We start from the raw sequence: 23,325 nt of genomic DNA, 5'->3' as shown, positions 1-23,325 counted from the left end.
TGCAGTCTCATAATTTAAGTTTATAATTGGTTAATGAAAGCTCGTTACTCCCAAAGTAACGGGCTTTTCTTTTGATACAATGCAATCTATTGATCAAAACCTATTTTCGGTTCCGATGTTGGTTTGAGTTTGAAGGGTTTACTTCTTTTTCACTGGATCAATATGGATTGTCCTATATATTTCATTGAATTCCTGCGTTGGAATTTAACGTAAATGTTTACCTTTACTGGTCTTAAATATAAAAAAGTGACGGATAGTTTAGTTATCATTCCAACATATAATGAAAAGGAAAATATTGAAAAAATCATTCGCAAAGTTTTTTCCTTACCACATGCATTTGATATTTTAATCGTAGACGATGGTTCTCCTGATGGAACTGCTGCGATCATCAAGAATTTACAGCTTAATGAATATACCGGCCGTTTGTTTATTGAAGAGCGAATCGGGAAACTGGGGTTGGGAACGGCATATATTCATGGATTTAAGTGGGCGCTTTCTCGCGAACATTACCACTATATTTTTGAAATGGACGCGGATTTCAGCCACAATCCTGAGGATCTGATTCGCTTACGGCAGGCTTGTGTGGACGGCGCAGAGATGAGTATAGGTTCGCGTTATATTAAGGGCGTGAATGTTGTCAATTGGCCAATGAGCCGCGTACTGATGTCATATTTCGCTTCGGTATATGTTCGTTTTATAACCGGAATTGATATTCAGGATGCTACTGCGGGATTTGTTTGTTTCACACGCGAAGTCCTCCGTACAATCCCACTCGAAAAGATTAAGTTTGTGGGTTATGCCTTTCAGATTGAAATGAAATTCACCGCTATACAATATGGTTTTAAGGTGGTCGAAGTACCCATTATATTTACAGATCGGACCGAAGGTACATCAAAGATGAGTACGAGTATCTTTAAGGAAGCATTTTTTGGTGTAATCCAATTAAAATTAGGTAGTATCGGAAAGCGCTATAAGAGAAATTAAAAATATTGCCACAATGAACGAGAATTTAGATCCAAATGCAGAACGTCTCAGTAATACCGACCGTGATATTGAACGAGCATTGCGGCCTCAGGCTTTTGAAGACTTTACCGGACAGGCTAAAATATTAGAGAACCTCAATATTTTTGTGAAAGCGGCTAGGCTGAGAGGCGAGGCGCTGGATCACGTTTTGCTGCATGGCCCTCCGGGCTTAGGAAAAACAACTTTGTCGCACATTATTGCGAATGAGATGGGGGTTGGTATCAAAATTACTTCAGGACCTGTATTGGATAAACCGGGTGATTTAGCGGGGTTATTGACAAATTTGGAAGAAGGTGATGTTTTGTTTATCGATGAGATTCATCGATTAAGTCCTTTGGTGGAAGAATATCTTTATTCGGCTATGGAGGATTTCAAAATTGACATCATGCTGGAAACAGGACCAAATGCACGTTCTGTTCAGATTTCCCTGAATCCGTTTACCTTGATCGGGGCCACAACACGCTCGGGACTTTTGACTGCCCCCTTGCGTGCACGCTTTGGAATTAATTCACGCCTCCAATATTACGATGCAAAATTGCTGACAACTATTGTATTGCGCTCGGCTCATATCTTAAACACACCGATATCCGAGGAAGGGGCCTATGAGATTGCGCGGAGGAGCAGGGGTACACCCCGGATAGCCAATGCTTTACTACGCCGTACACGGGATTTTGCTCAGATAAAGGGTAATGGAAGCATCGATAAAGAAATAGCGAAATATGCTTTGCACGCGCTTAATGTGGATGAAAATGGTTTAGACGAGATGGACAACAAAATCTTAACGACTATTATAGACAAATTTAAAGGTGGACCTGTCGGACTAAAAACTGTAGCTACTGCTGTTGGTGAGGATGAAGGTACGATTGAGGAAGTCTATGAACCCTTTTTGATTCAAGAAGGGTACATTATGCGGACCTCAAGGGGTCGCGAGTGTACCGAAGCGGCCTATAAGCACTTGGGCCGTGTCAATCATTCGAAAGGAAACACACTGTTTTAAGCGCGAATGAAAAGTGTGTTTTAACTTTTCTGCTGCATAATTTTATTAGTCCGGCTCATTAGGGCTGGACTAGGTTTTGTCCTTTGAAAATAGTTTATTTGCGCCCTTAACTCTTCCTGTACCCAGGGATGCTTTTTTCGTAGGTTATTTAAGATGTCCAGGCAGTTGACCAATACAGCGACAGGACAGGGAGGGTCGATCATCCATTGGAAGGAGTACTCGATGATCTCTTCTTCCGCCTCATTCCCAAGTGTATATTCTTTATTTTTTTTCGACGTCAAAAATAGCAGAACCTTAGTGTAACTTCTAAGGCAGCTCCAATTCGTTTGTTTTTTTAAATTATCCAGGAATTGTGGGAGAACAGATTTTAGCAGTGCCGTATTTTTCAAAACGATGGTTTCAAAAACCCATGCGGCGCGAAAGGCGATCTTTTTATCTTTCTCTAAGGAAATGTTCAACAGATCGCTCAGTGTTATTCCCTGAAGAATATCCAAAGAAAAATCCGCTACCTCGAAAGATCTCAAGGTAACGGATAGAAATGCTAATTTTTCATCGTGTGTCATGTAGCCGTTATCTTTGTGGCTTTTCTCGATTTATTTCGGTCATGTCGACCTCGTTCATTTTGGAATCGCCCAACAGATACTCGCTAAAGTAATCGCCCATTTTCCAAAAGAAATACTCTGTCATATCGCCAAAACCATGTCTTTGTCCCGGTAATAGTAAGAAATCAAATCTTTTGTTGGCTTTAATGAGTGCATCGACCATTCGAATCGAGTTAGCCGGGTGTACATTGTTATCGATATCGCCGGTGGCGATCAATAGTTTACCTTTAAGGTTTTTTGCGATCTCTGTATTTTTATTTATCTGGTACGAGAACGTAGTATCTGCTTTAGCGGATACCTTTTCTGTTACACCATGATGGCGCTCGCTCCACCAGCGGTTGTAGATTTGGTTTTCATGATTTCCTGCTCCAGACACGGCAACTTTAAAGAAATCAGGATACACAAGCATCGCTGCTGTAGACATAAATCCTCCCCCGGAGTGGCCAGTTATACCCACACGGTTAATATCAATATATTTATAGCGGTCAGCAAGCTGTTCTGCGGCCACTTTTTTATCTTCCAAACCATAGTCGCGCAGATTTCCGTAACCATAGGTATGGTACCACTGCGAACGTGAAGGATGTCCGCCACGGTTACCGACGGTGATGACGATAAAACCGAACTGTGCTAGCCTGTCGATTCGGTCCATGCTTCTGCCAAATGACTTATTGACCGCTTCGGTTTGAGGTCCAGGGTAGACATATTCGACAATGGGGTACATTCTGGTGCTGTCAAAATCAAATGGTTTATACATCACCCCATAAAGATCCGTGGTACCATCTCCAGCTTTTACTTTAAAGGGTTCCGGAAATTTGTAACCAGCAGCAAAAAGTAACGACAGATCGGCCTTTTCCAATGTCATTACTTTTTGTCCATTGCTATTGTATAAGACAGATTCAGGCGTTGTGTTGACCCTGGAGGAGTTATTAACAAAGTACCTTGAAGATTCACTCATTTCCACCTGGTGATCAAAGTTTCCCGGATTTAATAATTTAATACCAGAGCCTCCTGTATTTATACTATATTGGTGCAGATAATAAGGGTCTTCGTTTTTCTCACGGCCCGATGCGGTAAAGTATAGTGTTCCTGAAGCAGGGTCTAAACCAGTAATTTCTTCCGTATGAAAGGCGCCCTTTGTAATCTGATTAATCAATTTTCCATTTGTGTCGTACAGGTAGTAATGGCCCCATCCGTCTCTTTCTGACCAATGAATCAATTGCTTTTTATTTTCAATCAGGAATGGTTTTTGAGCATCCAGATAGACATTAGAGCGTTCTTGGATAATGTTGTTTACTGTGCCATTTACATTGACTTTTAGGAGGTCAATCCGTTTGAGGTCGCGACTAGAACGTGAAATGTAAAATTCCTCGTTATTGCCTAACCAGTAATTGATAAAGTAATCCTCTTTATACGAATTTTTATCCGGAGTTTTTGTCCAGGTTGAGAGGGCCTGATTTTTAAACGCGGACACATCGATGCGACGTGGAGTTTTTGCTCCTGCATCAAAGATATAAAGTTCAGTTTCCGTCGAATCGACCTCACCTGGCATTTGGTATTTATACGTTTCAAGTGTTGGGCGGGATGAGCCAACATTATTGATTACCCACAAAGGTTTTAATGAACGGTTGTCCTTTCTGCTCAAGGTAAAATAACGCCCATCTGGCGACCAGCTGATCCATACCCGCTTACGTTTAGGTTCATTTTCTTTATCTTTATCTTTTTCGTCACCGGTAGTTGTACTGTATTCATCGCCGCCCCAGGCATAATATTGCACACCGTCTTTTGTAATTTGGTGTTCTACAATGGTGCTGTCCTTTTCATTTTTTACCGCTTTAAGGTAGTTGGACCTGTCCATCCAATACAAATTGTAGTCTTTTGCAAAGTAAACTGTATTGGTATCAGGGGAGAAGCTCGCCCAACCCAAAGGTGGTTTTACTTTTGTCGAGTCACTGATTTCTAACACAGACTTTGTTGCCAGATCGTATTCCAGATAAAATAGTTTCTTTTTGGTGGTATCGGACTTATTCTTCAGTTTTTGTATTTCATCTTTGGATTTGACGGTATCTTGCGTACTCTGAACCTGAAATCTTAATTTCTTCTCATCTTTAGTAAACCGAAGCCCTTGTAATTCCAAGTGTTGGGCATCTACAGGGTTTTTAACGATTTTAGTAATTTGAGCGGCGACGTCGTCATTATTGAAAAGGAGTTCTTTCTTTTTCAGGGCGGGATTAACAATGTACCAGTTTCTTCCCTGCGGGCTTGCGTAATCATACCAAAAGCGATCAGAAAAATTTATCCAGTTTGGTTTGATACTGGTTGAAAAAATCATTTTCTTTAATTTTTCAGGGGAAAATTTCGCCGCCAACTGATAGTTGGCCTTTATAGGCGCCTCTTTCGCCTGTTGTGCGGTACCCATATAGGGTAATAAGCCGACCGCTAAGATAAAGTAGAACTTATGCATTAAATAATAATATAGATAATCGTGTAATAATGGTTTTGGATGTAAAAATATCTATAATGGGGTTCTTTTGCGAATGATTCGTGTAATAATCCTATGATGGATAGAAGTTTTCACTGAAATTAACCAAAAAAAGCTCCTTTGTTGCCCGTGTCACCCCAGTATATAGCCATCTTAAAAATTCAAGATCCAACATGTCATCGTTTAAATAACCCTGGTCTACAAAGACGATTGGCCATTGGCCGCCCTGCGCTTTATGGCAGGTAATTGCAAATGCAAATTTAATCTGAAGTGCATTATAATAGGGATCTTTTTTGATTGCTTCGAGGCGGTCTTTTTTATCCATAATATCGGCATAATCCAAGGCGATCTCTTCGTAGAGTGCTTTTTGGGCTTCATAGGGCAGGTTGGGACTATCCGTATAGAGGCTGTCTAGGATGACGCGGCAAGTGATAGGTTCTATTTCGTCAATGTCTACAAATTCAAGTGTGACATCTGCAAATCGAAATCCATGCTGATCATGGATATTGCTCACTTTTCGTACTTTGGCCATATCGCCGTTTGCGATAAATCCATCGCCCATGTTATTTTCCTGTAGCCAGAAGTAGTTGTTTTTTACAACCATAATATAATCTCCGCCGGTGAGTTCTTCGTCCCGAAATAAGATCCTATTTCTTATGTTTTGATTGTACAAATTTGCGGAGCGGTTTGAACGGCAGATAATCATTGTATTTTCGAGTCCATATTTGTCATAGGCATAGTTTATCCCTTCGATTAATCGTTCACCTGTCATTCTGTAAAGGTCTTTGAATCCTTTAGTTATGAATTTTGGAAAAGGAAAATTATCTTGATCTTCCTCTGCAGAGGTTATCTCTTCGCGTATTTTTGTCGCATTATACAGTATGCCAGAATCTTTGGATTGACGTACCACTGTGGTCAGCTCAAACGGATAAACGCATAGATGAAATTCACTTTCGAGATAATTTGGGTTTAATGCGGGACTGTCCAGGAGTCCTACAGGTGGTAACTGAGCGGTATCTCCGACAAATAGTAGGGTGCAATTCTTCCCGGATTGCACATAGCGGATCAGGTCATCCAAAAGACTTCCCGAAAAGGCATTTACAGGAGCATTGGAGATCATTGAAGCCTCATCGATAATAAATAGGGTATCTTCATGAAGATTCTCTGCTAAAGTGAAATCCAGCTGAAATGAAACAGCAGATTTTTTTCGATAGATTTTCTTGTGGATTGTCAGTGCTTTGCGACCCGAATAATAGGTAATCACTTTTGCAGCCCTACCCGTTGGAGCTAGCAGGACAGCTTTTTTGCGTAATGCTGGCAGTACTTTGACCAGCGCCGAAATTAACGTTGTCTTTCCCGTACCGGCGTATCCTCGAAGGACAAAGCAGGATTGCTTGTCAAAAGCGAGTAGAAATTCTTCCAGTAATTCGAAGGCCTCCAACTGCTGATCGGTGGCCTGCAATGGAAATTGCTGTATTAACAGATTTTTGATGAACACCTTCAAAGTTATTTAAAAGGTTTGTCTTATCCTCTAGAAAAAGCTATTTTTGCTTTAAGAAATTTTAATTTTTACAATTCAGCGAATGAATTATATTTCAAAGCAATTCAATATTCATTATTTACCAGAGTACAATCTTTTGGTCAAGGCTGGCTTTCAGAAAGATGTCTTGGCAGTGGTTGATAAAAAGTCGGTTGCGCCGATTTTGATCGAGTATCCTTCAGAGGAGCCGATTTTAGATGCCACGCGAATTATGAGTCTTCCGTTTCGATTTGTCCGTGTGGTGATACCGCATCAAACTTTTACATTTATTCCGAAAGAGTTTTTTCTGAGTGAAAAGATGGGCGATTACCTGAAGTTTTTAGGCACATCTGATCTTGAAAATACATTTAGCTATTCTTTAGATAACCTTAATTTAATTGCTGTATATCAGTTTGATGGATTGTTATTAAATAGATGGAGGAGGTTGTTTCCTGATGCTGTGATACTTCCCGAATTCGCTGTTGTGCTTGACCGCGCACAGGAGCGCGTTTCGATTCGAGGTAGTGTCTTAGGGCTTCATTTTGTGGCTGAAAATACGGTTGATTTTTACCTGTTTAAAAACGGTGTTTTCCAGCTCTATAATAGTTTTGAAATTCATACCCTGGATGATATCAGCTATTATGTGCTTAATATTTTAACGCAATTCAACCTTGGCGATTCCATTAACAAAGTGCTTCTTTCAGGAGAAATCCCAAATGAATCTTATTATAAGCGTATCTCGACTTATACTGCTGATATTGAAATATTGGATTTAAAAACAAAAGTTGTATTGGCAGATAGGGAAGTCGAATCAAATTTGGCGCCATATAATGTATTATTTGATTCTATACTATGCGAATAATCGGAGGTCGTTTAGGTGGCTTAAGGCTCAATCCACCATCAAATTTACCTGTGCGACCAACCACGGATATCGCCAAAGAAGCGCTGTTTAATATTTTACAGAACAGGCTGGACTTTGATGGTTTAGCATGTCTGGATCTTTTTGCAGGAACAGGGAATATTAGTTTTGAGCTCGCATCGCGGGATGTGGAGCATGTTGACGCGATAGACCTTCATTTCAAATGTGTGCAATACATCAATGATACCGCGGATAAGATGAAATTGGAGCAGATTAAAGCAAGAAAAGCCGATGTATTCAAATTCATTGCTAGCTGTAAGCAGACTTATGATTTTATTTTTGCCGATCCACCTTATGATATTCCTAAATTACCACAATTACCAAAACTAATTTTTGACCAACAATTACTGCGTAATGGTGGGCTCCTCGTTGTTGAGCATCCGTCAACAAGGCAGATGGAAGATCATCCAAATTTTATAGAAACTAGAAAATACGGGTATTCATCATTTTCTTTTTACACTAATACGATCTAATATGAAAATTGCTGTTTTTCCGGGATCCTTTGACCCTTTTACTTTAGCGCATCAAGATCTTGTCGAAAGAGCAATGCCGTTATTTGATAAAATCATTATTGCGGTAGGATATAACGCCAATAAAAAGGGTATGTTAGACCATGACGAGCGGGTGGAATCAATTAGCCGTGTTTTTAGCGACGTAAGCGGGGTTGAGGTGCATAAATATAAGGGCTTAACCGTGGAGTTCTGCAGGCAGGTTAAAGCGCGTTTTATATTACGTGGGCTCCGGAATACCAATGATTTCGAATTTGAAAACGCCATTGCTCAAAATAATCTGCTGCTCAATAACGAGGTGGAAAGTTATTTCTTGATGAGTAGATCTGGAACTGCCCATATTTCTTCGTCCATTGTTAGAGATGTCTGGTTTAATGGGGGGGATATCAGTGCAATGGTGCCCGTTGCCATTCTGTCGCTATTGAATGAAAAAGATAAATAAGCAAGATCAATAAAGCCCGATTTAATAAAAAAAGTGCACCAAAATAATATTTTGTTGCACTTTTTTTATTGTTGGTAGACAGGGTTTTATGTGTTTTATGTAAATAATAAGTTTTGTTATTTAAATCAGTCAAATTATCCTCTATGGCGTACAGCCAAATATTATTTGGTTACCCCATTATTTCAGGATTAATGTATTTGTTTTCAAACCATTAAATTAATTTATCCGTATTTTAGCTTACTATGAGCTTGCTTTGTCCAATAGATAATACTCTTCAGGTGTTAGTTTGATTTCTACAGCTTTGCTGAGTTCTTCGAGCTGCTGGATACTGGTTGCACTTACAATAGGAGCTGTAACGGAAGGTCTATGTAAAATCCAGGCTAAGGCAATGGCTGACATGCTTGCTTGTTGGCTATGGGCTATCTCAGCTAATACAGCTAAAATACGGAGACCACGCGCATTAAACCTATCTTTTAATGCATCGTAGCGCTTTACCTCTTTTATATCATCCAAAGAGCGGTATTTGCCCGAGAGGAAGCCGCTGGCGAGTGAATAGTAGCTGATTACACCCAGGTGATTGTTAAGGGCCAATTGTTCATACTGTTCTTCATATTTCACTCGGTCGTAAAGGTTGTATTCCGGCTGGATAGCAATATAAGCGGGCAGATTGTGCTCCTCAGCAATCCGGAGGGATTCCGCAATTCGTTCCGGACTGAGATTTGATGCACCGATCCATTTTATTTTTCCAGTCTGGATCAGATGATGGTAAGCCTCTAGTGTTTCATCGATTCCGGTTGTCAGATCATCGTGATGAGATTGATAAAGATCAATTGTATCTACATTCAGGCGCAAGAGCGAATCTTCCACAGATTTGATAATATACTCTTTTTTCAGATTAGGTTTACTATTATCCATTCGGCGTCCACCGACTTTTGTGGCAATCTGAATTTTATCGCGTATATCCCTTTGGCTGATCCATTTGCCAATGATTGTTTCTGATTCAGATCCGCTGTGCCCCGGTACCCAATCCGAATAGTTGTTAGATGTATCAATCAGGCTGAATCCCATATCGACAAAAGCATCTAACAGCGCGAAGGATTGCTTCTCATCTATGATCCAACCAAATACATTTCCACCAAAGACAAGCGGTTTGAATTCAATTTCACTATTTCCGAGTTTTACTTTTTCCATGATCATTTGATTGTTTCCTAATTAAAATTAGGTAAAAAAGCCCATTTTCAATCTATTTATAGCGGAGTGAAAGGTTTTTTTTAAATTTTCTTATTCATTCTCAGTGGGTTTTAAAAATGATTAGTAAGGTAATTTGGAATAATAAAAACTTTGCTTACTTTTGCATCATCCCAAACGGATATGCCCGGATGGCGGAATTGGTAGACGCGCTGGTCTCAAACACCAGTGGGAAACCGTGCCGGTTCGACTCCGGCTCCGGGTACAAAAATCCTCTTTACTGAATGTAAAGAGGATTTTTTCTTTTATAGGCATTTTTCAATGAATCATCACATCCGATGATCACGGATGGATCATGTACAAAAGTTGAAGGATATGTCAAAAAATAGGATCAGGGCATTGTTCTGCAACGATTAATCATAGACCTAGGTGGACTCAAATCCGCTTACCTCGGTTCCTCACCAATAACTAATCTTGTTAATATAGACAAAGCCTAATAAACTCCTTTGACTATAAAATGTTACCGACCTACAGCAACAATATCGGACAAACGTCAAAATTAATCCGCCCAGGAATTAGAGTTAATTCTGGGCGGAAAGGATTGATAAGGGAGGGGATGATATGACGGATCTGTTATTCTAAATTTGTTAATGGAACAAGTCGGAAGTTTGCAAGGTACATCTGAAAATTCTTAACGGCTTGTGGTGTATGGCCATCTTCGTTGAGATCGTAATTCGTATATCCGACTAAAGACTCGAAGCCATTTGTTTGCAATGATGTGGAATAATCTTTTAGTGAGCTCATTGCTAGTGTTGGAAACTCACTAAATTTGAGCGTAATTGTTTTCCACCCGTTGTCAAATCTAAATGGACTTAATTCTAATCCGCCAGTAATCACTTTTTTCCATTCCCAAGCGGTGATATTATAGAGATATGCATAGTTCACGCCACTTCTGTTTTTATTCATTTTGAAAGGGATAGCACCTGATATCCAAGGTGATGGCATGTAAAGTTCAAATTGTATGGCGAGATTTTCAATGGAGGTTGTTCCTTTTATCTCGCTATTGCTCTCAATCAATTTGTTGAAAGCTTTATAAGCGTGAAACTTAAAAAAATTGCCGCTAATACCATTGTTTGTTGCTACGGGTATATCTGTTTTTGTAGCCGGAATAGCAATCACGTATTCTGGATTTCGCTGAAGGCCTGTCAGTGCCGCAATATCCCCTGGATTCGAGTAGATTTTGATCCCGTTACTTCCTCCAGCAACCATAGCTTCCTCTGTAAAAGTTTTTAGAAATATTCCATTTTGAAAAAACATGTAGGGAGCTGAAGAATAGTGCTCATTATCGATCTCAATCGTAATGCGTCCATATTTTTGTCTATCGATGTTTGCAGGAACAATCACTTGTAAGATGGAGTCATTGGCAGATTTTATAGTACCTTTTGTTGAATCAGGGAAACTGACGGCATTCGCATCTTTCAGGTTTTTACCGTATACTTCAATGAGGTCTCCAGCATAGGGCATTGTATAAGATATTCCACTGATCGATGGAATTTTATCTGGGTCGCGAAAAATAAATCCGTCAAAGCTTATTTGACCTGCTGTGGTCACTAGCTTGATGGTGTTTAGCAATGTTTGGTCCGTTACATCACTGCCTGTTGGTATGGTCTCCGGCACGTTGATGATAATGTCTGTATCGGTAACATAAATTGGTATAAAAGGCACCTGTGTTCCATTGAAGTAGACACGCTGTAGGCCAGTAAAACCATTGCCGTGGATACGGATCCAATTATTGAAAAAAACAGAAGATATCTGGGTGGGTTCTGTATTTCTGCTGTGAGACCAGACACCTGTAACTTGTATGCTGCTGCTAGCTGAATCTTTCTTGCATGAAAAAAAACTATAACATATTAGCGCTATGATAAATATATATGTAATTCTTAAATTTTTCATATCAAATTATTTAAAGTCATAATTTATTGGAGCTGAGGTCAATTCAGGATCAGTTGTTACATCTGCAGATGGGTAGGGTAAACACCAAATATTGGATGTTGAACCCACTGCATGCACATAAGATCCTGCGGGCAGGTTATGTACCACGGCTTGTGGTTTGTAACCACTTTGGGCGCGAGGAGAGTTTGTCCAACCTTTACCTGCGGGATACAATAAAGGATCATAGGTGTATGCCCAAGAGGCATAATTGGTAAATGGGGTTTCCGCATCGCTATCTTTTAGTTTATTATTGAGTAAGTTAAGGGTCCATTCCATGTCGTAAAAGGATCTCCTCTTAAGGTCAGTCCAGTAGATCGTCTCATAAAAAAACTCGAGCCTTCTTTCCATAAATAATCGGTTTCGGGTAATCGTTGTTGCTGGCACATAATTCTGGATATTTTTGCTGAATGCCCTTTCCCTTACTTTATTAAAGTATGTTAGCGCTATTTGATCAGCTGTCTGTTGTTGTCTTCCAAGAGCAGCCTCGACATACATGAGATAGATTTCAGACATCCGTAACATGGGTGATACTAAACCTGTATTCCCCTGAACAGCCGCTCCATCGGTGTCTTTACTACTACCTACAACAAATTTTTTTAAATTGACCTTCGTTTTTCCGCTAGGTACAGTCCAGCTTCCTGCTTTTAAGTGAGTTCCGATATAACTGTAATTTTGTCCAGGAATCGAAACACTTCCGCGCATTCTGGACAACGCACCATCATCCACAAAGGACTTGAGCATATCGTAAGAAACAAAGAGTGCCCCGCCTCCATTTAAGTTCCCTGTTAACTCCCTGTTGTAGGCAAGATCATTCAATGGACTCGTATATCCCCAATCTGTAATGCCCGGTATAAATTGAATGCCAAATAGGGTTTCCGAATTATTATTGTTTTGTGTCCTCCACAGTTGTTCGAAATCAGGCAGCATGGAGTAATATCCGCCTTCCACCACTTGTTGACATAATTTCTTGACATGCTGAAAATAGGTGTCTGCCAATTCGTTGTTGCTTCCTGCATTGTTTCGACTTAGATAATCGGTTGAAAAATGGTTGCCCATCGCATAATTCGCAGCCATTAGGTATATCCTTGATAGCATCCCCCTTGCACTATCTTTAGTCACTCTTCCTTTTGTATCCGTATCTTTGAGAAATTCTGACGCAAATATGAGGTCGTTAATGGCGTATTGCACCACATCTTCAAAGCGATGAGGTGGTGTTAGGGGATTTAAAGTATGGTTTCTAGGATCGTCGATAATGGGTACATCGTGCCATAAGTTTGCGAGGTACCAATATGCAGTTGCTCGCATAAAACGTGCTTCAGCTTCACATGCTTTTACTTCCGTTTCGTTTACACCATTTGCTATCGCTGTTTTCACATAATCATTGATAATGTAATCAGCTTGGGTAATCACCAGATATAAAGATGCCCAAGAGTTTGCTATATTATTGTAGTTAGCAACTTCTGAGAATAGGGCAGTAGTGATCAATTCACCGGTCACTCCGTCCACATATAGATTTCCAGCTCTGGCCTCTGTGATTTCCCGTACAGAGGTGTTGGTGGTGTACCATGGTCGGCAGTATAGAGCAGCCGTTGCGCCACGGAGATCGGCTATGTTTTTAAAAGATTGTGTTGCCTGTTTCTGTGTTTCAGATGTTACATCAAGGTATTTTTCACAGCTTGAAAAACCTAATATAGCACAGGCTAATGGGATATAATAAAATGTATTTTTCATGATCAAATGGTTAAAAAGTGATATCTAAACCTAATGTATATGTGCGAGGCGAAGGAACAAAACCACCGTCAACGCCATAGCGAAGCATACTTTGCCCTGAACTGGAACCTACTTCAGGTGTATAGCCTTTATACTTGGTGAAGATGAACACATTTTGTAAATTGGAATACACCCGAATATTGTTGATATTATATCTAGACAGAAATTTTGTTGGAAACCGATAACCTAGAGCGATATTTTGTACCCTCACGAAAGTTCCATCTTCCACAAAACGATCACTAAAGATGCTGTTTTGTGCATCTCTGACAGACATGCGTCCTAATTCAGGATCTGAACCTGGTAGCACAAATGCATTCCACACATTTGTATTTTGTGCATCACCGTCATAATAACCGATTTTTGGATAGTTGGCAACATCTTTTCGGACATTGCTATACGTTCTGGGATTATCCAGCGCTGCTCTAAAAATATTAAAGATTTTATGACCAAAAGAACCGTTTAAGAACAGCGTGAAATCAAAGTTTTTATAATTGAACGTGTTATTGAAACCAAAAGTAAATTTCGGCAGCGGACTTCCGATCAATGTCATATCGGCATCGTTGATGATTCCGTCCTGATTCAGATCTGCATAAAGGATGTCACCGACATAGGTGGAAGTTGCTAAGCCGTCATTATTGACAATGTCACCAATTCGATTTTTAAATGTCGCAGTAATCACGGTACTCGTTCCATTACCATTATCCTGTAGATAGTCAGATGCAGTATTAATTCGGCCAATCTGTTTGTATCCATAAAATTGAGAAATAGGCTTGCCCTGCATGGTTTGGGTGATGATGTTGGTGCCATTGGAGTAATCAATCTGTTGGATTGTTGCTGTTTTGGTATTCATGCGGGTCACCTCATTTCGATTAAGGGTAAACACAAGCCCACTTCTCCAGTTGAAATCGGTCTTTTTGATGTTATGTGTATTGAGGGAAAATTCAATTCCTTTATTTTCTATAGCACCAATATTATAATAAGGAGGAGCAGCTGAACCTGGGGTATTGCCGCGTGTACCCGTGAATGAGGGCAAAGACAAACGAAGGAGAAGATCATCTGTGACTTTATTGTAAGCATCGAAAACCAATTCAACACGCCGCTTTAAAAAACTGAGATCAAAGCCTATATTCCAAGATTTTGTTGTCTCCCACGTAATATTTTCGTTCGGAATATTTGAAGTCGAATAAGCTACTCCCCAATTGTTGGTGAGGACATTAGCTAAAATGGCCTGATAGGCAAATGCGTCTACATTGGCATTGCCAACTGCGCCATAACTCACCCTAAATTTGAGATCATCAATGCTATTTTTTAAAGGAGCGAAAAATCGTTCTTGAGACACGCGCCATGCAAGCGCTGCCGAGGGAAAATTACCCCATCTACGGCCTCTTGCAAAGTTATGCGATCCATCACGGCGAAATGTCGCTGTAAAGAGATAACGGTTATCATAATTATAGGTGCCTCGCGCCAGAAAGGAAATTCTTTTGGTTTCATTGGAGTTGCCTGCATTCGAATCATACTCTGCATCTCCAGCGTCAAGACCTGGCAACTCGCTTGAGCCATATTGACGTTCACCCATTAAAAACTCATATCGAGTGGCAATGACTTCATGTCCTAGCATTAATGTTGTTTTGTGCTTTTTACCGAAATCCTTATTAAAATTGAATAGGTTTTTCAGTGACCAGAATGTATTAAAGGATTTTTCATGTCTAGTTTCGGAATTAGATTTGATGGAAGCACCAAAAGTATAGGCGGGTAAAAACTGCTGATAGTTATTGGTATTGCCTTCGCCAGTAAGCTCGGATCTAAAATTCATCCATGTCGTCGGTTTAACCTCCAGATAAAAATTACCTCTTCCTCCAAATTGAGCTCGGTTACGTTGATTGAGCTGTGCGATGGCCAAAGGGTTTGAAAATCCAAGATTATTGGCATCGTATTCAGATGAAGGTCCACCAAATGTGCCATCGGCGTTTCGGACAGGGATAGATGGCGTTTGCAATAGAGAACTACCAACAACACCCCATGACGAAACTGCTGTAGCTTGCTTCGTATAATTACCATTAAGTACAGCACCCATTTTTAACCATGGACGCAACTCCGTTTCCTGATTTAACCGAAAAGTGAATCGCTTGAAGCCCGATCCGTAAATCATACCATCTTGATTGAGATAACCCGCGGAGACGGCATAATTGGAAATCTGGTTTCCGCCTCGTACGGCGATATCATATGTTTGTAGATTGCCCACTCTATAAAGTTCGTCTTGCCAATTTGTTCCCTCTCCTAGGTACTCAGGATGTGCAAAGTCTGTTCGATGGCCATAGCCGAGCACATCGGAGAAAGCATTGTGGTGTACGGCATACTCCCTGAGGTTCATCATTTTTATCTTTTTTGGGAGTTCTTCTAAACCATATTTTAGATTGAAATTGATAATTGGACGAGCATTTTTCCCCTTTTTCATGGTGATAATAATTACACCATTTGCGCCCTGGGCGCCATAAATTGCGGAAGCAGATGCATCTTTAAGTACCTCGATACTTTCGATATCATTCGGATTGATTCCTGCCAGTGCATTCACGTCATTATTACCAGTCTGCCCACTCATAATGACTCCATCTACAACGTAAATAGGTTCATTTGTACTATTGATAGAGTTTATGCCGCGAATCTGAATAGAGCTTCCCCCTCCGGGAAGACCTGAGTTGGATGACATTTGTAGGCCTGCTATTCGTCCCTGAAAGACCTGATCTATCGTAGTGGGTACAGATTGCTGTATACTCTCCGCTGTAATTGACGAAACAGCCCCTGTAAGGTCACTTTTTTTCATGGTGCCATAACCCACGTTAACAACGACTTCGTCAATTTTTCTCGTGTCATCTTGTAGAATAATGTCGATTGTTTTACGATTTGAAGTCGCAACAGTGACAGTCTTATAACCTACACTCGAAAAGCTCAGTGTGGCATTTTTTGGTGCTTTTATGGTATAAAACCCGTCTTTGTTTGTCTTGGTCACGATACTGGAATTTTCTATCCCCACAGTGACGCCGATTAACGGGTCGCCTAGTATGTTTTTAACGGAGCCCTCTATCTGTGTATTTTGCCCAAATGCATAAACACAAGTAGATAGAAAGAGAATGATTAATAGTTGAATTCTCATAATTTAAACAGTTTAGCTAGTTCAGATTTTTCTTTCTAGAAAGAGTGTTGTCTTCGATCGAGCTTCTAAATCAATTTTTACTGATAGATGAAACGTAGTAGATTTGCGGTACACCATCTAGCTGTGGATTATTAACAGCTGCCAAAGATCGGAATGGACGAGTGGGTAGGAGCATAGGAATTTTTATTCCTGCAATTGGATTTTTCATAACTTTAATAGAATTTATAATTGGTTTTAGGACTTTTACTTTGACTTCTGTCGAATGCTGTAGCCCGTTTAAGATTATAAATGTCGAAATAACATTTCAAAACTGAAATATCATCGTGTTTCATAAACATTGTTTTTTGTTACATCCTTTTTAACTTATTGTTTTTCAGGTGTAAAATTTAGTTTTAAATTCTACTTTATCGCTTTGGGAGCTATGATCTCGCGTATGTCAGAGGCAGACTACTGTATGTAGATGTGAGTTCAAATCACTTGTTTAATACTCTGCTTCGTATATAATAGCGCTGAATTATGCATTTTTAAACGATGATATTATATAAGTAAGATTGATATTTACTTATCTTATATTTCTGATTCATAGATATACGTGGATTGCCAAAGTGGACTTCAAGCACCTATCATATAGATGCTGCAGCAATTTTATTTTAACTGCAATAAATTTGTAGCAGGTCTTACGGAAAGAGATTCTTTCAGTGCGGATAGTGTATTACCTAAAGCTTAACTGTGGATTGAGCCCATACAATCCAAACTCGCCACAACAGGTTAAGTAATAAATAAAAATTAGGCGAGAAAGAGTGCACATTGAGGATAGTTGTTTACTTTGATAATCTTGTGATTAGTGCGGATTGTCGGCTTGTATATCTTTAGCAGTGCGGTATTTTGGTGTTAGGATCTGAAAATACTATTAATTGAAACAAATATTAAAATAAAAGTAACATTTTACGACGTTATTTTTGGCCAAGTATGATAATTTTGAAGAGTGATCTAAGAATCTCAACATGCACCTGCCTTTATTAACCGCTTTTAATGATCCGGTGGTTGAGTATAAAAATAGCGTCATCAATAACCAATTGTAAGTAAGGGATCGCTCGCCTCAGGCTTAGATACGTACATACATTTGAATAGGAGAAAAAGACAGACACTGGTTGACAGATCGAAAAAGTATCTGTTGAATAGGACTATTTTTTCAAAAATCGCAGGCCAAAGCAGATTATTTCAACAAAATTATTAAACCTTATTAGCTATGAGAGCTTACTTTAAATTTTTGATTTATTTATTATTCTTTAGCGGTACAGCGTCAGCGCAAGATCGTCTTTACAAAACTAACTTCGCTTTAGCGGATGTTAAGCTCTTAGAAAGCCCTTTTAAACATGCGCAGGACCTAAATGTGACAACACTGCTCCATTATGATGTCGATAGGCTATTGGCCCCTTTTCTAAAAGAGGCTGGTCTGCCGCCAAAAGCTCCGAGTTTTGGCAATTGGATTGATCTCGATGGTCACATTGGTGGACATTACCTTTCAGCATTGGCCATTCATTATGCTGCCACAGATAATATACAATTAAAAATACGTATGGAATATATGCTTTCTGAATTGAAAAAATGTCAGGACAAGCAGGGCAATGGTTACTTAGGGGGTGTTCCTGAGGGTAAATATATCTGGAATGAAGTTGGGAAAGGAAATGTGAATATTGTAGGGCGTTATTGGGTGCCGTGGTATAATTTGCATAAGACCTATGCCGGTCTGCGGGATGCGTGGTTGTACGGGGGTAATGAGCAAGCTAAAGAGATGTTTTTAAAGCTATGTGATTGGGGTGCGCAACTGATCAGTAAGCTAGATGATAGTCAGATGGAGACAATGTTAGCTAATGAATTTGGTGGAATGAACGAAGTTTATGCAGACGCCTACCAAATGACGAAAGACGATCGTTATTTAAAGACAGCAAAGAGATTCTCACATCGGGAAATATTTGACAGTATGCGTATAAAAGTGGATAATCTCGATAATAAGCATGCAAATACACAAGTTCCCAAAGCTGTGGGATATCAACGTGTTGCCGAAGTGTCAGATGATATGGATTATGCTACTGCGGCGCGATTTTTTTGGGAGACTGTAGTGGGCTATCGTTCGCTTGCATTGGGTGGAAATAGTCGGCGCGAACATTTTCCCTCCCAGAAGGATTTTTTAAGTTACATAGAAGAGCGTGAAGGCCCTGAGTCTTGTAATACAAATAATATGTTGAAGTTGACCGAAGGGCTTTTTAGAATGAGACACGATGCTAGGTTAATGGATTTTTATGAACGAGCAATTTACAATCACATTCTTTCAACCCAGCATCCTGAGCATGGTGGTTATGTTTATTTTACGTCTGCTAGACCTGCACATTATAGAGTGTACTCTAGTATTAATAGTGCAATGTGGTGTTGTGTGGGGACCGGAATGGAAAATCATGGTAAGTATGGCGAAATGATTTATAGTCATCAGCGTGATAGCCTTTATGTAAATCTTTTTGTGCCTTCGGAAGTTCAGTGGAAAGAGAAGAAAATTACGTTGACCCAGCAAGGCAATTTACCCGTAACCGGCCAAGGTTCCCTAACTATTGATCTTGATACGCCCACTCGAATGAAAATGTTTGTGCGTTATCCGCTTTGGGCTCAGAAAGGCGAACTTAAAGTACAGGTGGACGGGTTTAATTATGCGGATAATACCAAACCAGGGGAGTACATTATTATTGATCGCATATGGAATAAAGGAGACATAGTTACATTAGATACAAAATTAAAATTTCACGTCGAAGAACTTCCATTTAACCCGGATTATGTAGCGCTATTTCGTGGCCCAATCTTAATGGGAGCAAAAGTGGGAACTGAAAATTTGGATGGCTTGGTTGCCGATGACCATCGTTGGGGGCATATAGCACATGGCCCGTTGGTTTCGCTGTTCGACAGTCCGATCCTATTGGGAGAACGAAAGGATCTGTTAAAATTGCTGAATGAAAGCGCGCCGTTAGATAGCGATTCACTCCATTACAGGATGAATGCAGTGGTTACCAGGGGAAATGAAAAGAATTTGACACTTCAGCCATTTTATCAAATTCATGATAGCCGTTATATGATGTATTGGTTGTCTGTAACAAAAAATAGATTTGATTATCTCAAAAAGGAAATGCAGCATAAAGAACAGGAAAAAGTTGGGTTAGATCAGCGTACTGCAGATATGATCAAGCTAGGAGAGCAGCAACCCGAAGTAGACCACGTCTTGAAAGGCGAAAACATAGCCAAAGGTGTACATCAAGGTGAGTCATGGCGTCAAACTAATAGAGGAGGCAGCTTTTCTTTTGAACTCCAAACCAATAAGAAACAACCATTAGATCTTTTAGTTCGCTATTGGGGATATGAGCTTGGGAATAAGAAATTTGATATTCTGGTTGATGACAAGATATTGGTTACAGAAGATGTCGGTAAAAAATGGGAACAGAGTAGGTTTTTCGATATCACTTATTCCATTCCCCAAGAGTGGACGAAAAACAAAACAAAGATTCGCGTTGAATTTAAGGCGCGGGAAAACAATAGTACAGGTCGAATATTTCAAGTTCGCCTAGTTGAAAGACATCGATAAGACATATAATATTTTTAACCGTAAACAAATTAAATACAAAATATGATATACAGCATAAAAAAAGGAATACTGATCTTATTATTGTTGTCAATGACGCGCATTGTCTACGCTCAGCGAACTGTGTGGTTAGACGACTTGGACCTGAAAGTTGCGACAGTGGGGCACGGAAATCCCGAAGCAAATAAGTCTGTTAGTGGAAAGCCACTAACGATCGCTGGTCAAGTCTATAAACGAGGCTTTGGTACACATGCTGAAAGTTCACTTTTTATTCAGGTAGATGGAAAAGCGAAAAAATTCGCAGCATTCGTTGGATTAGACGATGCTGTCCGGGATCACGATGCCGCTGTTGAATTTATTGTTTATGGAGATAAGAAAAAATTATGGTCAAGTGGTATTATGCGATCAAAAGATGCTGCAAAAAAAATTGATGTCGAGCTGAAGGGTGTTAAAAAGTTGGCCTTAGTTGTAACAGACGGGGGTAATGGTCCATATTATGATCATGCCAATTGGGTAGATGCAAAATTTATTGCAGATGAAAAGGCTATTTTCAAAACTTTTGATCCAATAGCATCAGTTCCCTATATTCTTACCCCAAAAGCAAAAGAGACACCACGTATCAATAACGCTTCGGTGTATGGTGTCAGACCGGGGTCACCATTTTTGTTTAGAATAGCTGCTACTGGATTAAGGCCAATGCGTTTTTCGGTTGAAAATTTACCAAAAGGCCTGAATTTAGATTCAAATACCGGAATCATCACGGGAAATATAGCGAAAAAAGGTACTTATGAGGTGAAATTAGCAGCAAGAAATGGAAAAGGGGCGGCTTTAAAGCAGTTACGTATTGTATGTGGAGATGAAATAGCACTTACTCCAACCATGGGCTGGAACAGCTGGAACTGTTTTGGGCATGAAGTATCTGCTGAAAAAGTTAAGCGTGCTGCTGATGCCTTAGTCAAAAGCGGTCTCGTTGATCATGGTTGGAGCTATATCAATATTGATGACTCTTGGCAGTTTAATAGGGATCAGAAAGATTCAGCTTTTGCAGGAAATATGCGCGATAAAGACGGCTATATTATCACAAACTCTAAGTTTCCAGATATGAAGGGGCTGGCAGAATATATACATGATTCGGGATTCAAGATTGGCATTTATTCATCTCCGGGTCCCTGGACCTGTGGTGGATGTGCTGGAAGTTACGGTTATGAACGGCAAGATGCAGAAAAGTATGCAGAATGGGGGATTGACTATTTGAAGTATGACTGGTGCAGTTACGGAGGGGTTATCAATCGGCCGATCACGAGCGATCCACAAACTGTTCCTTCTTTATCTTTCCAAGGAGGTGGAGACCTTCAGAAAGGGGTTTATCCATTTCAGCTTATGGGAGACTATTTGAAAAAGCAATCTCGGGACATAGTTTACAATCTCTGTCAATACGGTATGGGAGATGTATGGAAGTGGGGAAATCAAGTTCATGCGCAATCTTGGCGTACCACAAACGATATAACTGACAGCTGGGCCAGTGTGCGAGATATTGCATTGGCGCACGATAAAGCTGCTAGTTATGCAAAACCGGGTAATTGGAATGATCCCGATATGCTAGTTGTAGGAATTGTGGGATGGGGAAACTCTCATCCAACCAGACTTAAACCTGATGAGCAGTATTTACATATCAGTCTATGGAGTATCTTTTCTGCTCCAATGCTTATCGGATGTGATCTTGAAAAGTTAGACAGTTTTACTTTGAACCTGTTGACTAATGACGAAGTTATAGCTATAAATCAGGATGCACTTGGTCGGCAGGGTACATGTCAGCAAACGATAGATGATCTTCGGATTTATACCAAGGATCTCGAAGATGGTAGCAAAGCCGTAGCCTTTGCTAATTTTGGACTCGAAAAGCTCAATCTTTCTTATAGCGATTTTAGTAAATTAGGGATCTATGGCAAGCAGATAATTCGGGATTTATGGCGCCAAAAAGACATAGCTCAAATACAGACAAATGCGGATGCATTGCAGCTTGAAATTCCAGCTCACGGTGTACTATTTTATAAACTAAGCGGTACACAATAGTTTTCGGTTCGTTCCAGACCTTCTAGTACCTGGTCTCAACCTCTTTTTTTCCATATCTGGCCAAACAGTGTTTTACCCATTGGTAAACCAGCTCGCCCCACTTATTATAATCTTTCCGAGGGTATGCCCAGCCTGTAATTATATCGCTGTATTTGTCCCCGGGTTTCCAGAAATGCCTATAGGGTTTAGGATGCGTTGATAACACCTCCGGCATAAAACCAATCTGCGGCAAAGATTTCATGCTCCGACCCACGTACGTATTGAAAATACTGCCCACGAATCTTAAATTTGCTTTTTAAGTATTTTTGAAGCAAAATAAGAAAGAACTATATGTCGCAACGAAACATGGCAGAAGACAGGATAATGAGAATGGTTGGCCTCAAAATTTCAGCTATGATTCTATTAGAAAGCATGTTGAAGATTCTTTGAAAAATCTTGGACTGGATCAACTGTTTCTCGAACAACTTCATTGTATTCCAACCGAAGTGCTCCGTCGGGGCGAGAAGCACATTTCCTGGAGCTATGCGAAAGGAATAGCAGACTCCGAAATCCAGCAGGACAGAAATTTAGTTATGGGGATATCAATTATTTAGTACTGACGGAAATTATTGAGCAAAAAATACGGAAGCCCTTGTATAATCAGGTTTGTGTAGATGAGTACCTATCTTTCCGCTGTGTAAAGTGAATTCTGTTATATTTTCCATTTAAGTTTAATTTATTCAAGACTATTCTTTTTCTTAATTATTCGCATCATGGTCTGAAAAATCACACCGATCTAAATTTTTTTTTAATCCCAAGCCTTTAATTAAAAATTTCCTCTTCTTGTTTTATTGATTTTGAGGACAGCGTTGATAGATTCGCGTTCAGCTTTATTCTAAATATCATGAATAAAAAAGGTACATATAAATTTTAAAACAAGTATTAATGGCATTAAAACTGCTTCAGTAATTGTATGCCTTTAGCTCAAATAAAGAGTGAGTAGCATTTAGTTTTTTAATAGATCAAATTTGTAATTGCTGACACTGCAGTTTCAGACTAT

At 39.8% G+C, this 23,325-nt stretch carries 16 protein-coding genes and 1 tRNA gene; 9 read left to right on the top strand and 8 right to left on the bottom strand.

Going from position 1 to position 23,325, the window contains the following annotated elements:
• The first annotated feature begins 246 nt into the window (after nucleotides 1-246).
• Nucleotides 247-984, top strand: a complete 738-nt coding sequence (locus B2W36_RS11150) for a polyprenol monophosphomannose synthase (protein WP_293887814.1) — start codon at nucleotides 247-249, stop codon at nucleotides 982-984.
• 13 nt (nucleotides 985-997) lie between these two features.
• Nucleotides 998-2,020: a Holliday junction branch migration DNA helicase RuvB gene (gene ruvB, locus B2W36_RS11145; protein WP_209580257.1), complete on the top strand. Its 1,023-nt coding sequence runs from the start codon at nucleotides 998-1,000 to the stop codon at nucleotides 2,018-2,020.
• Between the two features lie 20 nt (nucleotides 2,021-2,040).
• Here ruvB and B2W36_RS11140 read toward each other — a convergent pair whose 3' ends face one another.
• The 3 genes from B2W36_RS11140 to B2W36_RS11130 all read right to left on the bottom strand — a co-directional run bounded on the left by B2W36_RS11140 (nucleotide 2,041) and on the right by B2W36_RS11130 (nucleotide 6,599).
• Complete coding sequence (locus B2W36_RS11140) at nucleotides 2,041-2,583, bottom strand: hypothetical protein (protein WP_293887789.1); 543 nt, start codon at nucleotides 2,581-2,583, stop codon at nucleotides 2,041-2,043.
• A 7-nt stretch (nucleotides 2,584-2,590) separates the two neighbouring features.
• Nucleotides 2,591-5,083: a S9 family peptidase gene (locus B2W36_RS11135; protein ID WP_293887788.1), complete on the bottom strand. Its 2,493-nt coding sequence runs from the start codon at nucleotides 5,081-5,083 to the stop codon at nucleotides 2,591-2,593.
• Nucleotides 5,084-5,174: 91 nt separating this feature from the next.
• The gene (locus tag B2W36_RS11130) at nucleotides 5,175-6,599 is read right to left on the bottom strand and encodes an ATP-dependent DNA helicase (RefSeq protein ID WP_293887787.1); all 1,425 of its coding nucleotides are present in this window, start codon (nucleotides 6,597-6,599) and stop codon (nucleotides 5,175-5,177) included.
• A gap of 85 nt (nucleotides 6,600-6,684) precedes the next feature.
• Between B2W36_RS11130 and B2W36_RS11125 the strand changes: the two genes are divergently transcribed.
• Genes B2W36_RS11125 through coaD form a run of 3 tightly spaced genes read left to right on the top strand, consistent with a single transcriptional unit; the run spans nucleotide 6,685 to nucleotide 8,490 of the window.
• Entirely contained in the window at nucleotides 6,685-7,482 is a 798-nt protein-coding gene (locus B2W36_RS11125; protein WP_293887786.1) for a DUF3822 family protein, read from the top strand.
• On the top strand, nucleotides 7,473-8,012 hold the full coding sequence (rsmD, locus tag B2W36_RS11120; protein WP_293887785.1) for a 16S rRNA (guanine(966)-N(2))-methyltransferase RsmD: 540 nt from the start codon (nucleotides 7,473-7,475) through the stop codon (nucleotides 8,010-8,012). The genes B2W36_RS11125 and rsmD overlap by 10 nt, the downstream gene beginning before the upstream one ends.
• Nucleotide 8,013: 1 nt before the next feature.
• Nucleotides 8,014-8,490, top strand: a complete 477-nt coding sequence (coaD, locus tag B2W36_RS11115; RefSeq protein WP_293887784.1) for a pantetheine-phosphate adenylyltransferase — start codon at nucleotides 8,014-8,016, stop codon at nucleotides 8,488-8,490.
• Nucleotides 8,491-8,730: 240 nt separating this feature from the next.
• Here the strand turns inward: coaD and B2W36_RS11110 are convergent, their stop codons facing one another.
• Complete coding sequence (locus B2W36_RS11110; RefSeq protein WP_293887783.1) at nucleotides 8,731-9,681, bottom strand: aldo/keto reductase; 951 nt, start codon at nucleotides 9,679-9,681, stop codon at nucleotides 8,731-8,733.
• Nucleotides 9,682-9,863: 182 nt separating this feature from the next.
• Here B2W36_RS11110 and B2W36_RS11105 point away from each other — a divergent pair.
• Nucleotides 9,864-9,943, top strand: a tRNA-Leu gene (locus B2W36_RS11105).
• A 368-nt stretch (nucleotides 9,944-10,311) separates the two neighbouring features.
• On the opposite strand, the gene B2W36_RS11100 is transcribed toward B2W36_RS11105, so the two are convergent.
• Genes B2W36_RS11100 through B2W36_RS11090 form a run of 3 tightly spaced genes read right to left on the bottom strand, consistent with a single transcriptional unit; the run spans nucleotide 10,312 to nucleotide 16,591 of the window.
• Nucleotides 10,312-11,631: a glycan-binding surface protein gene (locus tag B2W36_RS11100; RefSeq protein WP_293887782.1), complete on the bottom strand. Its 1,320-nt coding sequence runs from the start codon at nucleotides 11,629-11,631 to the stop codon at nucleotides 10,312-10,314.
• 6 nt (nucleotides 11,632-11,637) lie between these two features.
• Nucleotides 11,638-13,401, bottom strand: coding sequence for a RagB/SusD family nutrient uptake outer membrane protein (locus B2W36_RS11095; RefSeq protein ID WP_293887781.1), 1,764 nt, complete (start codon nucleotides 13,399-13,401; stop codon nucleotides 11,638-11,640).
• Between the two features lie 10 nt (nucleotides 13,402-13,411).
• Nucleotides 13,412-16,591, bottom strand: coding sequence for a SusC/RagA family TonB-linked outer membrane protein (locus B2W36_RS11090; protein WP_293887780.1), 3,180 nt, complete (start codon nucleotides 16,589-16,591; stop codon nucleotides 13,412-13,414).
• Nucleotides 16,592-17,840: 1,249 nt separating this feature from the next.
• Here B2W36_RS11090 and B2W36_RS11085 point away from each other — a divergent pair.
• Together B2W36_RS11085 and B2W36_RS11080 are read left to right on the top strand one after the other, a co-directional pair.
• Nucleotides 17,841-20,216, top strand: a complete 2,376-nt coding sequence (locus tag B2W36_RS11085) for a glycoside hydrolase family 127 protein (RefSeq protein WP_293887779.1) — start codon at nucleotides 17,841-17,843, stop codon at nucleotides 20,214-20,216.
• A 42-nt stretch (nucleotides 20,217-20,258) separates the two neighbouring features.
• Nucleotides 20,259-22,286, top strand: coding sequence for an NPCBM/NEW2 domain-containing protein (locus tag B2W36_RS11080; protein WP_293887778.1), 2,028 nt, complete (start codon nucleotides 20,259-20,261; stop codon nucleotides 22,284-22,286).
• 22 nt (nucleotides 22,287-22,308) lie between these two features.
• Here the strand turns inward: B2W36_RS11080 and B2W36_RS11075 are convergent, their stop codons facing one another.
• On the bottom strand, nucleotides 22,309-22,563 hold the full coding sequence (locus B2W36_RS11075; RefSeq protein WP_293887777.1) for a GH39 family glycosyl hydrolase: 255 nt from the start codon (nucleotides 22,561-22,563) through the stop codon (nucleotides 22,309-22,311).
• Nucleotides 22,564-22,591: 28 nt separating this feature from the next.
• On the opposite strand from B2W36_RS11075, the gene B2W36_RS11070 reads away from it, so the two are divergent.
• On the top strand, nucleotides 22,592-22,879 hold the full coding sequence (locus B2W36_RS11070) for an aldo/keto reductase (protein ID WP_293887776.1): 288 nt from the start codon (nucleotides 22,592-22,594) through the stop codon (nucleotides 22,877-22,879).
• The last annotated feature ends 446 nt before the right edge of the window (nucleotides 22,880-23,325 follow it).

The organism is Sphingobacterium sp. UBA3549, from assembly GCF_002376635.1.
Classification (GTDB): domain Bacteria; phylum Bacteroidota; class Bacteroidia; order Sphingobacteriales; family Sphingobacteriaceae; genus Sphingobacterium.
This window is presented reverse-complemented; position numbering and strand designations above follow the sequence as displayed.